Below are 12,195 nucleotides of genomic sequence, written 5' to 3'. Positions count from 1 at the left end.
CCACTCGACCGCTGCCACTCGACCGTCGCCATCCGACCGCTGCCACTTGACCGCCGCCATCCGACCGCCGCCACCCGCCTCGTGGCGGCGGCCACGCGGCACCCGCCCCTTGTCGTTCACCGTGCTGGAGGACCCCTGTGCGTAAGAGAGTCATCGCGTCCACTGCCGCCGCCCTCGGCCTGCTGCTGGCGATCCCGGCAGCCGCTGCCGACACGGGGCCGGGCGCGCCCGGCATCGGCGACCCGTACTACCCGACCTACGGGAACGGCGGCTACGACGTCTCCCACTACGACCTGAACCTCGACTACCAGCCCGGCACCGACCTGCTGTCGGGCACCGCCGTCATCACCGCGACCGCCACCCAGGGGCTGACCAGCTTCGACCTGGACTTCGCGCTGACCGTCAGCCGGGTCACCGTCGACGGGAAGCCCGCCGCCTTCGCCACCAGCGGCGAGCAGGAACTGGTCATCACCCCCGCCAGGCCGATCGCCAGGGGCCACCGGATCACCGTCGCCGTCACGTACTCGGGCGTCCCCTCCACCGTGAAGCGCTACGGCTTCACGTCCTGGCAGCGCACCCCGGACGGCGCAGTCGCCGCCAACGAACCCGAATCCGCGTGGTGGTGGTTCCCCAGCAACGACCACCCGGCCGACAAGGCCACCTACGACGTGCGCGTCAAGGTCCCCGACGGCGACCAGGCGATCAGCAACGGGCTGCTGGTCTCGCGGACGTCCGAGGACGGCCGGACCAGCTACCACTGGCGCGAGACCAAGCCGCAGGCCACGTACCTCACCACGCTGGCCGTCGGCCACTTCGACATCACGCACAGCCGCACCCGCACCGGCGTCCCGGTCATCAACGCGTACAGCACCGACCTCCCCGCGGCCACCGCCGCCAACGCCCGCGCCAGCGTGGAGCGGACCGCCGAGATCGTCGACTTCCTCAGCGGCTGGTTCGGCCCCTACCCCTTCGACGCGGCGGGCGGCTACGTGCCGAACGTGACCTCGCACTTCGCGCTCGAAGCGCAGACCCGCGTCTTCTACAGCCCCAGTTCCTTCGCCACCAAGGCCAACACCAACGTCGTCTCGCACGAACTGGCCCACCAGTGGTGGGGCGACGACGTCTCGCTGGAACGCTGGTCCGACATCTGGCTCAACGAGGGCTTCGCCAGCTACGCCCAGTTCCTGTGGGCCGAGCACGAGGGCACCGGCACCCCGCAACAGCTCGCCCGGGACATCTACGACGCGCACCCCGCCGACGACCCGTTCTGGACGGTCAAGCCGGGCGACCCCGGCCCTGACAACCAGTTCGACGACGCCGTCTACGACCGCGGCGCCGTCGCCATCCAGGCGCTGCGCGACACCATCGGCGACCGCGACTTCCGCACGCTGCTCAAGGCGTGGCCGGCCCTGCACCGCTACGGCAACGCCACCATCGCCGACTTCCAGCGGCTCGCGGAGCGGATCTCCGGGCAGCGCCTCGGCACCTTCTTCCGGACCTGGCTCTACACCGCGGCCAAGCCCGCCGTTTTCCCCCCGGCGCCGTGAGGCACCATTGACCGGTGAAGACGCCGACGGGTGAGACGAGTGAGCTGCGGGCCGACTGCGGCGACTGCTTCGGGCTGTGCTGCGTGGCCCTCGCCTTCACCCGCTCCGCGGACTTCGCCGCGGACAAGGCCGCCGGGGAGCCCTGCGGGCACCTCGGCGGCGACCACCGCTGCGGCATCCACCGCGAACTGCGGGGCCGCGGCTACCGGGGCTGCACCGTCTACGACTGCTTCGGCGCGGGCCAGAAGCTCTCCCGGATCACCTTCGGCGGCCAGGACTGGCGCGACGCCGCCGACGGGGGGCGGTCGATGTTCGCGCTGCTGCCGGTCGTCCGGCAGCTCCACGAGCTGCTCCGCTACCTCGCCGAGACGCTGGCGCTGGCCGCCGCTCGGCCGGTGCACGCCGCCGCCGAGGCGGCTGCCGCCCGGATCTCCGGGCTCACCCTCGGCACGCCCGAGGCCCTGCTCGCGCTCGACGTCGCCGCCGAGCGCGCGCCCGTCAACGAGATCCTGCTCCGCGCCAGCGCCCTGGCCCGCGCCGGAACCCCCGGCCGCGACCGCCGCGGCGCCGACCTCATCGGCCGCGGATTGCGCGGAGCGGACCTGCGCGGCACCGACTTCCGCGGGGCCTACCTGATCGCCGCCGACCTCCGGCGGGCCGACCTGCGCCTCGCCGATCTCATCGGCGCCGATCTGCGCGACGCCGACTTGCGCGGGGCCGATCTGCGCGGGGCGCTCTTCCTCACCCCACCCCAGCTCACCGCCGCCCGCGGCGACTCCACCACCCTCCTCTCCCCAACCGCCCCGCCCCGCCCGCCCCACTGGCCCTGACGCCCCGCGTCCGTGCGTTGCCAGGGCGAGTGCGGGGCCCGCTCGGATCGGTTAGAGCAAGGCGGCGCGCACGCGGTTCTTCAGAGTCTCGTCAGCGATCGTGTCCGCGGACCGCCACGCGCACGCGCTGACCTCTTCCTCCTGCGGCCGGATCGACTGCTCACCTACCGCGCGGAACAGATAGCGGAAGTCGATGTGCCGGTGCGCGTCCTCGCCCTTGTGCGGATTCTCGGGGATCGGGTGAACGTCGATGTGGACCGGGACCGGGAACACCGGGGACACGTTCAGCGCGATCCCCGTTTCCTCGATCAGCTCTCGCAGCGCCGCACCGACCAGGTTCACGTCTTCGGGCTCGACGTGCCCGCCCGGGGTCAGCCACGTGTCGAGCGCCACGTGACGGATGAACAGGACTTCTCCCGCGTCGTTGATCAGCACGGCCCCGGCCGTGACGTGTCCCCGGTACTCCTTGCGGTCAGTCAGTTCGGCCCCGTCGTCCAACAGGGCGTTGACAACCGCGAGAGCGGGCTTTTCCTCGGGGTGGGCATCGGTGTACTCCGCCAGCGTCGCGCGGATGTGGTCTGCCGTGATCGTCATGGATTCACCTGTTGTAGTAGTTGAGCCACGTCGCGGCGATGGTCGCACGGTCCTCGGCGGGGACTTCGTGCATCCCCGGGGGCATCTCTCCTCGGGCCAGCAGCCGGACACCCGCCAGGATCTCCGCTTGTACCAGGAAGATGAACGGTCCAACGGACGCGCCGTGAAGGAAGTTCACCGCGTTCCCCTGATTCATCAGATAGAAGTAGTGCCCCGTGGTCTGGAATCGGGTGACATGCTCGCCCGAACTGGCGCGGGTGTAGCCGTCCGGCAGTCCGTCCAACTCCAGTTCATCCTCGGAGCTGGTCACCGTAGCCACGTAGGCACCGTTCTTGAGCAACGGGAAGTCCTCGCCCCGCAGCGACAGGGAACCGGTCGCGCAGAGAACGAGTCCCGCGCTGCCTATCGCGTGGTCGCGGTCACGGGCGACACCGAAGCCCTGCGAGAGCGCTTGGGTGCGGCGTACCGGGTCGATGTCGTAGACCGTGACGTTGACGCCCTTGGCGTGCAGTAGTCGGGCGATGCTCGACCCGAGCTTGCCGAACCCGAGGACCAGCGCGGGACGTCCGTGCAGAATGTCCCCGCGCCCGCGTAACAGGGCTTCCGTCGAGAACACGACGGACTGACCGACGAGAAAGTCTTCCGGGTCTTTGAGCGGCGAGCGCGCGACGGACAGCACCGGGCAGGGCAGTTTGGGCAGTCCGGCGTACCGTTTGTGGCCGTTCTCCGTGTCCTCGATCACGCCGAGCAGCCGACCCGAGAACTGTTCCGCGATGGCGTCGAGCGCCGGGGCGAAATACCCGCCCACGTCGAGCAGTACGACCCCTGCCCCGGCCGCTCTGGCTTCCACATAGGTCACGGCGGCGGCGGGGTCCTCGAACATGTCGCGGGACAACTCGTCGCACGCGGTGGTTCGCTCGATCTCGCGGCGGGCCGCCGAGTGGATCGACTTCGGCTTTGGCAGCACCGCCCGAAGGTCGGAAACGGTGCCCACAGCCCGCACGAAAGCGGGACGCTCGGGCAGCAGATGTGTCACCAGCAAAGACGCGGGCCGTTCAGCGGGGGCGAACGCCTTGCTGATCCTGCCGAAGTAGGTGTCGAGCCGAACCCGGTCCGAGGTCTCCATGGGACCCCCCATTTCTCGTCTGTTGACGGGCACTCAGTCGCCGTCGGCGGGGATTCCGAGCGCCGACAACGGCAGCTCGTTGCCGCAACGGACGGCGTCCACGTGCTGTGGATGTCTCACGGGGTGGTGTTGCGCCCAGTCGGCGCGGGCGGCGGCCAGTTCGGGGGCCACTTTGTTGAGGAGCAGGTCGGCGAAGTCGTGGAATTTCGCGGCCACCTCGGCGACTCCGGGCGGGTCGAGGTTCATGAGCCAGAGGTCGCCGGACATCTGTATGTTCACGACCGGGTCGTGCGGTGCGCAGTCGCCACCGATGTGAGGGCTGCACCGGATTGACCCGGCGAGTGCCACCGAGTCCTGCCCGGGGTCCATGGCAGCGGGCCACAGACGCATGAACTGACCTCCGAAAGTGGTCTCGTGGGTCAGGTCGTCCAGTTCGATGACCAGGCGTTCCGGATCGACGCCGATCCTGCTGGGGTCCTCTTCCGCCCACGGAGGCAGATACCCCGAAACGGTGTATCCGTTGGTCGTGGTGATCGTCCACGTACGGTGCGACGGAACCAACGTGCTTTCTGCCTGCGTCACCGGGCCGCCTCCATGCCGTCGCTCAGGCACACCGCCCACACCATTTTGCCGACGCCCTCACGGTCACTGACGCCCCAGCGCCCGCCCGTGAAAGCGTCCACCAGCGCGAGCCCGCGCCCGGATTCCGCGTCCGCCGAGGCGTTCTGGAGCACCGGGCGCACGTCGTTGGCGTCGTGCACCTCGATCCGTACGCCGTTCTCAAGCCGTTCGAAGTGGGTGGCGATCCTGCGCCCGTCAGGCACCCGCGCGTGCCGCACGCTGTTCGTGAACAACTCGGAGACAACCACTTCGGCGGTGTCCGTGAGGTGAGCCAAGCCCCAGGCGTCGAGCTGGGCGGCGAGTAACTTCCTTGCCCTGCCCACCGAGCGGGGACCGTGCTGCCACTGTCTCACCACGGCGGCGGGACGTTCTCCGGTCGGGGCTGCCGACGTACCAGGGGTCATTGGGCTGCCCCCGTACATCCGAGCGAGTGGCGATTAGGCTGATCCATGTCGGCGCTCCAGGTAAGCGTTGGCCATGCCCCCGGGCCGGTCACACGGTCGCGGGGGTCTGTCTCGCTCTAGGCAACCGGACCGCTACGCACAGCGGTAGCGTTGAAGCGCTAGGTGTTATTAACAGCGTTAAACGCGGGAGTGGGGCCATGGGCAACCGGCAGCCGAACGAGGGGCTGAGGCGGCTGCACGCCGCAACGGGGTGGACGTTCCGGCAGTTCGCCCAAGAGGTCAACAAGATCGCCACCGAGCGGGGCAAGCCGACGCGGTACCAACCCCCATCGGCTCACCAGTGGCTGGACGGGCACATGCCCAAAGTAGAGGTACGCCCCCTGATCCTTGAGGCGCTTGCCCGCCACCTCAAGCGCCCGGTAACCCACGCCGAGGCCGGCTTCCCTGTTCCCGTCCGTGACGGGAAGGACGTCAGCACGGTCGGAGGCTTACTGGACCTGAGCCGACAGGACATGGACCCTTCACGCCGCAGCGTCATAGGAGCAGGAGCGAAACTCTTCTCCGTGGCTCTGTCCATTCCCGGATGGCAAGACGTCGTCGGGCGCATGGAAGCGATTCAGACTGGACGAACGCAGCGTGTCGGTATGCCTGAAGTCGAGTCGGTGATTGCCATGACAGATCGACTCTCCGATCTTGACGACCAATTCGGCGGCCGATATGCACGGCCGATGGCTGCCGCCTTTTTGGTCAACGTCGTCGCCCCCTACCTGAAGGCGGACGCGCCGAGCGAAGTACGTAAGGCGATGATGTCCGCCACGTCCTTCTTGTGTTATCTCACGGGTTGGATGGCGGTAGACGAAGGATTGCACGGCACCGCTCAGCAGTATTACGTCAAAGGTTTGGAGTTTGCGGGTGCCAGTGACGATCACTCAACGTACTGCCACATACTCCGTGGGATGTCGGTGCAGTCAGTGGACTTGGGTCATGGCCCGACGGCGGTGAACTGGGCGAACGTCGCAAGCGAGGCGTCCCCGACGACCAGTCCCAGGATGACGGCGTTCATGGCAGGGCAACAGGCTCACTCCTATGCCGTTGCCGGAGAACGCGCCAATGCTTTGCGAAGCATCCGGGAAACCGAAAGTGCCCTGAGTAAGGCAAGCAGTCAGGGAGGGACTTTCGGCGGCTATAACGCCGCCACACTTGCCTACCACACCGCCCAGGTCAGGCATGCGCTGGGCGACATTTCCGGGAGTGTGGATTCCCTGCAATTATGTTTCCGTTTGCGCAATTCAAAGAATGATTCCCGGCGAGGGGACCTGCGCTTCGGTGCGCTACTGGCCGAGCGTCAACTGGAAGCCGGTCATCTGGATGCGGCGTGCGCCACGTGGGCGAAGATTCTGGATGATTATCCCTCCATGAACTCAGGCCAGGTCGACAAGAGAATGGCAGAGATGTTCCGCCTGATCCGCCCGCACCTCAAGAACCCGGCCGCACGTGATCTTTACGAGCGGGCACGGTTCGTCGCACCAATGCTTGCGGCCTGATCACTTCCGCCGCGCCTTCCTGACCCGGTAGCTCGCCCTTCTCCCCCCCCGCAGACGGTCAGTGGCGGAGGACCGCGGAGATGTACGGGGTGCGGGACAGGAGCTCGGTCGCGGAGCGATCGGCGAGGCCGGTGAGGGGGCCGGCGAGGACGGTGAAGGAGAGACCGAGCGCGACCATGGCGCAGGTGGCGAGGAGCATGGGGGCGGGGAGGGCCGCCGTGGTGGTGATGGGCCGCCCGCTGAGAGACGCGGCGTGGGCGGCCCCGGCGGGCAGCGGCACGGCGGTCGCCCCGGAGTCCTCCCCGGGCGACGGGGGCGACGGGGGCACGGGGGCCGGACTCGAGCCGCTCTCCGCCGCGTCAGCGGAGTCCTCGTCGGATTCGAGGACGGTGCCGTCCTCGCACAGATCGGGCGGGGCGGCACGCCAGAAGGCCAGGTTCCAGACCTTGGCCAGCGCGTACAGCGTCAGCAGGCTGGTGACGATGCCGCCCGCGACCAGGACGTAGGACCAGCCGGTGTCGTAGGCGATTCCGGCACGGAGCAGGCCGAGTTTGCCGAGGAAGCCGGACAGCGGCGGAATACCGGCGAGGTTCATGGCGGGGACGAAGAAGACGACGGCGAGCAGCGGCGAGATCCGGGCGAGGCCGCCAAGACGCAGCAGATCCGTCGTGCCGCCGCGCCGTTCGATCAGCCCCGCGACGAGGAAGAGCGTGGTCTGCACGGTGATGTGGTGGGCCACGTAGAAGACGGAGCCCGCGATGCCGCCGCGTGAGGCGAGCGCGATACCGAAGACCATGTACCCGATGTGGCTGACGAGCGTGAAGGACAACAGCCGCTTGAGGTCGGTCTGGGCGACCGCGCCCAGGATGCCGATCACCATGGACAGCAGGGCGACCAGCATCAGCGGGTCGGCGAGCCGCCCGCCGGGGAACAGCAGCGTCTGGGTCCGCAGTATCGAGTAGACGCCCACCTTGGTGAGCAGACCGGCGAACACGGCGGTGACGGGCGCGGGCGCGGTCGGGTACGAGTCCGGCAGCCACGCCGCCAGCGGGAAGACGGCGGCCTTGATGCCGAAGACGGTCAGCAGCGCCAGTTGCAGCACCAGCCGTACGCCGGAGGGCAGTTCGGCCAGCCGCCCGGCGAGCAGCGCCAGATTCACCGTACCGGCCGCCGCGTAGACCATCCCGATCGCGACGAGGAACAGCACCGACGACAGCAGCGACACCACCACGTAGGTGGCGCCCGCCCGCATCCGGGCCGCCGTACCGCCGAGCGTCAAGAGCACATAGCTGCTGGTCAGCATGATCTCGAAGCCGACGTAGAGGTTGAACAGGTCGCCCGCGAGGAAGGTGTCGCAGACCCCGGCGACCAGGATCAGATACGCCGGGTGGAAGACGGACAGCGGGGTCGCCGCGTCCTGGTCGGCCATGCCCTGGCCGATCGAGTAGATCAGCACGCACAGCGTGACCGCGGCCGACACCACCAGCATCAGCCCCGACAGCCGGTCGGCGACCAGCGTGATGCCGACCGACGCGGGCCAGGTGCCGGTGTGCATGACCTGCGGCCCGTCCCGGTCGGCGGCCACCAGCAGGGCGAGGGACGCGCCGAGCACCGCGCACAGCACGCCCGCGCTGATGAACCGCTGCGTGCGCGGCAGCCGTTGGCCGATCGCCAGCTTCACCCCGGCCGCGAGCAGCGGCAGCGCCACCGGCAGCGGCAGCAGGTCGGACGCGGTCACCGGTCGGCCCCCAGTACGTGGTCCCAGACCTCGTCGTCGAGGTCCTCGGTCTCCTCCGCGCGGGCCTGCCGCACCCGGTCCGCCCGCAGCACGGCCCGCAACTCCGCCCGCGTGCCCTCGTGTTCGGCGCGCAGCGCGATCCGGATGTCCTCGACGTCGTCCTGCACGTCGTCGTTCCCCGACAACTGCCAGCTCCGGTACGCCATCGCCAGCAGGAAAGCCGTCAGCGCCAGCGTGATGACGATCGCGGTGAGCGCCATCGCCTGCGGCAGCGGGTCGGTGACGTCCTTCGGGTCGGTGCCCGGATACAGCAGCGGCGGCTTCCCGGCCTTGCCCGAGGTGGCGAGCACCAGCAGATTCGCCCCGTTGCCGAGCAGCACCGCGCCCAGCAGGATCCGGGTCAGCGGTCTGGACATCAGCAGCGCGGTGCCGCAGCCGAACAGCACACCGCCCGCCGCGATGAGCGCGATCGTCGCCTTCACATGACCTCCCTCTCCTCGCGGCCGTCCCGTTCGATCTGGAGGTCGATCTCGGCGCCCAGGCCGCGCAGCACGTCCAGGACGACGCCGAGCACCAGCAGGTACACCCCGAAGTCGAAGAGCACCGGGCTGGCCAGATGGACCGAGCCGAACAGCGGCAGCCGGGCGTGGTACGTGCCCGCGTCGAGCACCGCGCGGCCGAACACCAGCCCGCCCAGGCCCGTACCGACCGACACGACCAGGCCCGCGCCCAGCAGGAAACCGGCGTCGACCGGGGCCGCGGCGGCCAACTCGTACCGCCCGCCCGCCAGATAGCGCACCACCAGGGCCAGGCCCGCGACGAGCCCGGCCGTGAAGCCGCCGCCGGGCAGATTCTCCGCGCAGAACAGCAAATACAAGGAGAGCACCAGGATCGGGTGGAAGGTCAGCCGGGCCACCACCTCGAAGACCACCGAACGGCGCTCCTCCGCGAGGGTGCCGCTCGCGGCCAGCCACGTCCGCTCGGGGGCCAGCGACGCCGGGCCCGGTGCCTCGCGCGGCCCCGCCCGCCATACGGTGCCCGGCTGCTCGCCGTCCGCTGCCCGTGGCAGCGAGCCCGCGCGGCGGCGCAGGAACAGCAGACTCGTCACGCCGACCGCGGCGACCGCGAGCACCGCCGACTCGCCCATCGTGTCCCAGGCGCGCAGATCCACCAGGATCGTCGCCACCACGTTCTTCACGCCGTCGTGCTCGGTCGCCTCGATCAGCGCGGCGCGGGCGTCGCTCGCCCGGCGGGCCGCCGCCGTCAGATACGTCAGGCCCGCGACGAGGGCGCCCGCGGCGGCGCCCACCGCGTAGTTCGCCGCGCGGCGGCGCGGGGCGGTGCGCGGGAAGCGCGCCGGGAGGCGGCGCAGCACCAGCACGAACACCACGATGCTGGCCGTCTCCACGGTGAACTGCGTCAGGGCCAGGTCGGGGGCGCCCTGGAGGACGAACAGCACCGCCGTGCCGTAGCCCGTGGTGCCCGCCAGCACCACCGCCTTCATCCGCAGCCGGGCCGTCACGCACAGCGCCGCCGCCGCCATCACCGCGACCGCCACGGCCGCCTGCGCCGCGTCGTCCGCCAGCCGGGGGCCGCCGCCGGGGGTGTGCCAGGGGGCGTCGTGGACCAGGGCGTACGACTCGGCGCCGGTGAAGACGAGGAGGGCGGTGGTCAGGTACACCGCGAGCGAGCCGCGTTGCACCGTGCCGGTGAGCTGGAGGGCGAACCATTCGGTGCCGCGGATCATGCGGGCGAAGGCCGCCTCGGCGGTGGGGAGGGCCGTTTTCCGGGCGAGCCGGAGCAGGGGGGTGTTCGCGGCGAAGAGGGCTGCGCCCAGCGCCCAGGCGACCAGGGACAGGGCCAGGGGGGTGCCCCAGCCGTGCCACAGCGCCAGGTGGTACGGCGTGGCGCCGGCCGCTTCCGGTACGGAGTGGGCGTACCGGCCGAGCAGCGGTTCGAGGTGTGCGACGTAGGGGCCGAGGACGGTTCCGGCGAGTGCCAGTGCTCCCACGGGGAGCGCCTTTTCCCAGCCCTTCAGGTGGGCGCCTGCCGTGTGTGCGCGGGTTGTGTGTGCGCGGGTTGTGTGTGCGCCTGCCGTGTGTGGGCTGGCCGTGTGTGCGCGGGTCGGTGCCGGGCCGGGGTACCTCCTCGAAATGCGTCCACCTCGTCTCGCGTATGCGTCCCCCACTTGTTGACGCATTTCTGCGGGGGCACCCCGGCCCGTCCCCTCCGGTACGTCGGCGGTTGCGGGGGGATGGCGGTCCGCCGGTTCCTCCGGGCCGGTCGCGGCTGCGGGGGGACCCTGGCCCGCGGCCTTCGGCGCGTCGGCGGCTGCGGGGGGATGGCCGGCAGGGGGCTCGCTCGTGCTTGACGGTGCCTCGCGGACCGCCTCACTCGGTCCGAAGGCGCCCCACAGGAAGCGCAGGGTGTACGCGACGGTCAGGGCGGAGCCGAGGACGGCGAAGGCGAGGGGGAGGGGGGTCAGGGCGTCGAAGGCGGCCTCTTTGGCGGGGAAGCCGAGGAAGGGGGGGAGGCCGGTCATGGAGGCGGCGGCGAGGGTGGCGGCGGCGCACAGGAGGGGGGAGGTGCGGGCCAGGCCCGACAGGCGGCGGATGTCGCGGGTGCCGGCGGTCTGGTCGACGGCGCCGACGACGAGGAAGAGGGCGGCCTTGAAGAGGGCGTGGGCGAACAGGAGGGTGACTCCGGCGAGAGCGGCGTCGGGGGAGCCGGTGCCGACCAGGGCGGTGAGGAAGCCGAGTTGGCTGACGGTGCCGTAGGCGAGAATCCGTTTGAGGTCGAATTCGCGCAGGGCGCGCCACCCGCCGAGGAGCATGGTGGCGAGGCCCAGGCCGACGGTGAGGGCGCGCCAGGGGCCGACCGGGGCGAAGGCGGGGGAGAGGCGGGCGACGAGATAGACACCGGCCTTCACCATGGCCGCCGCGTGCAGGTAGGCGCTGACGGGGGTGGGCGCGGCCATCGCGCCGGGCAGCCACAGGCTGAAGGGCCACACCGCGGACTTGGACAGGGCGCCCGCGAGGACCAGGACGAGGGCGACGCGTACGGCGGGACCGGTGGCGGGCGGGTGGGCGATCAGCGCGGACAGCCGGTAGGTGCCCGCGCTGTGGCCGAGCATGAGCAGCCCGACGAGCATGGCGAGGCCGCCCGCGGTGGTGACCACCAGGGCCTGGAGGGCGGAGCGCCGGCTGGCCTTCTTCTCGGCGCTGTGGCCGATCAGCAGGAAGGACAGGACGGTGGTCAGCTCCCAGAACACGTACAGGAGCATCAGGTCGTCGGCCAGGACCAGCCCGAGCATGGCGCCCGCGAAGGCGGTCAGGGTGCCCGCGAAGCCGCCGAGTCCCGGCTCGTCGTCGCGGAAGTACCCGGCGCAGTAGACCAGGACGAGGGCGCCGACGCCGCCCGCGAGGACGGTGAGCAGCAGGCTCAGCGCGTCGAGGCGCAGCGCGATCTCCAGATCGAGGGCGGGCGCCCAGTGCCAGGTCTGTTCGCGGACCCGGCCGTCCGCGACCGCGTTCCACTGGAGGGCCGCCCATACGGCGGTCGCGGCGGGCGCGGCGGCGAGCACGAGGAAGGCCCGGCGGCCCCACCACCGCGTGAACACCCCCGCGAAACCCGCCAGCACGAAATGACCCACGATCAGCCCCAGCACGGGCCGACCTTCCTCCGCCCGCCCCGCCCCGTACGCCCGCCGCGCCCGCCACCGCCCAGGACCACCCGTGCGGAGCACACCGGCGGGCACACGGAGAAGGCCCCCCGCTCGCGCGGAGGGCCTT

Annotated in this window: 10 protein-coding genes; 3 read left to right on the top strand and 7 right to left on the bottom strand. The window is 70.6% G+C overall.

Annotated elements, in window-relative coordinates:
* Positions 1 to 137 precede the first annotated feature (137 nt).
* Positions 138 to 1,547 carry a M1 family metallopeptidase gene (locus BGM09_RS23200; RefSeq protein ID WP_188283607.1) on the top strand — a complete coding sequence of 470 codons (1,410 nt, stop codon included), beginning with the start codon at positions 138 to 140 and terminating at the stop codon, positions 1,545 to 1,547.
* Positions 1,548 to 1,561: 14 nt separating this feature from the next.
* Positions 1,562 to 2,377 carry a pentapeptide repeat-containing protein gene (locus BGM09_RS23195; RefSeq protein ID WP_188283606.1) on the top strand — a complete coding sequence of 272 codons (816 nt, stop codon included), beginning with the start codon at positions 1,562 to 1,564 and terminating at the stop codon, positions 2,375 to 2,377.
* 51 nt (positions 2,378 to 2,428) lie between these two features.
* On the opposite strand, the gene BGM09_RS23190 is transcribed toward BGM09_RS23195, so the two are convergent.
* From BGM09_RS23190 to BGM09_RS23175, 4 genes are read right to left on the bottom strand one after another with little or no spacing between them, the layout of a single operon-like run.
* Positions 2,429 to 2,971 (bottom strand): NUDIX hydrolase, encoded by a 543-nt coding sequence (locus tag BGM09_RS23190; protein ID WP_188283605.1) that lies wholly within the window; start codon positions 2,969 to 2,971, stop codon positions 2,429 to 2,431.
* A 4-nt stretch (positions 2,972 to 2,975) separates the two neighbouring features.
* Positions 2,976 to 4,097: an adenosylhomocysteinase gene (locus BGM09_RS23185; RefSeq protein WP_188283604.1), complete on the bottom strand. Its 1,122-nt coding sequence runs from the start codon at positions 4,095 to 4,097 to the stop codon at positions 2,976 to 2,978.
* 33 nt (positions 4,098 to 4,130) lie between these two features.
* On the bottom strand, positions 4,131 to 4,679 hold the full coding sequence (locus BGM09_RS23180) for a DUF6907 domain-containing protein (RefSeq protein ID WP_188283603.1): 549 nt from the start codon (positions 4,677 to 4,679) through the stop codon (positions 4,131 to 4,133).
* Positions 4,676 to 5,041 (bottom strand): ATP-binding protein, encoded by a 366-nt coding sequence (locus BGM09_RS23175; RefSeq protein WP_317452851.1) that lies wholly within the window; start codon positions 5,039 to 5,041, stop codon positions 4,676 to 4,678. Before BGM09_RS23175 ends, BGM09_RS23180 begins: the two co-directional genes overlap by 4 nt.
* Positions 5,042 to 5,319: 278 nt before the next feature.
* Here BGM09_RS23175 and BGM09_RS23170 point away from each other — a divergent pair, with 278 nt between their 5' ends.
* Positions 5,320 to 6,666 carry a tetratricopeptide repeat protein gene (locus BGM09_RS23170; RefSeq protein WP_188283601.1) on the top strand — a complete coding sequence of 449 codons (1,347 nt, stop codon included), beginning with the start codon at positions 5,320 to 5,322 and terminating at the stop codon, positions 6,664 to 6,666.
* Between the two features lie 58 nt (positions 6,667 to 6,724).
* Here the strand turns inward: BGM09_RS23170 and BGM09_RS23165 are convergent, their stop codons facing one another.
* The 3 genes from BGM09_RS23165 to mbhE are packed head-to-tail and all read right to left on the bottom strand — an operon-like array spanning position 6,725 to position 12,071.
* Positions 6,725 to 8,404 (bottom strand): Na+/H+ antiporter subunit D, encoded by a 1,680-nt coding sequence (locus BGM09_RS23165; protein WP_188283600.1) that lies wholly within the window; start codon positions 8,402 to 8,404, stop codon positions 6,725 to 6,727.
* Positions 8,401 to 8,886: a Na(+)/H(+) antiporter subunit C gene (locus BGM09_RS23160; RefSeq protein ID WP_188283599.1), complete on the bottom strand. Its 486-nt coding sequence runs from the start codon at positions 8,884 to 8,886 to the stop codon at positions 8,401 to 8,403. The genes BGM09_RS23165 and BGM09_RS23160 overlap by 4 nt, the downstream gene beginning before the upstream one ends.
* Positions 8,883 to 12,071: a hydrogen gas-evolving membrane-bound hydrogenase subunit E gene (gene mbhE, locus BGM09_RS37950; RefSeq protein WP_317452850.1), complete on the bottom strand. Its 3,189-nt coding sequence runs from the start codon at positions 12,069 to 12,071 to the stop codon at positions 8,883 to 8,885. The genes BGM09_RS23160 and mbhE overlap by 4 nt, the downstream gene beginning before the upstream one ends.
* Between the last annotated feature and the right edge of the window lie 124 nt (positions 12,072 to 12,195).

Source organism: Streptomyces sp. CBMA29, assembly GCF_014596445.1.
GTDB lineage: Bacteria > Actinomycetota > Actinomycetes > Streptomycetales > Streptomycetaceae > Actinacidiphila.
Note: the sequence above shows the minus strand (reverse complement) of the source record. Positions and strands in the feature narration are given on the sequence as shown.

Excerpts from the sequence above, each read along its gene's own strand:
- BGM09_RS23170 (WP_188283601.1), top strand. The coding sequence starts at position 5,320 with ATGGGCAACCGGCAGCCGAACGAGGGGCTGAGGCGGCTGCACGCCGCA.
- BGM09_RS23185 (WP_188283604.1), bottom strand. The coding sequence starts at position 4,097 with ATGGAGACCTCGGACCGGGTTCGGCTCGACACCTACTTCGGCAGGATC.
- BGM09_RS23190 (WP_188283605.1), bottom strand. The coding sequence starts at position 2,971 with ATGACGATCACGGCAGACCACATCCGCGCGACGCTGGCGGAGTACACC.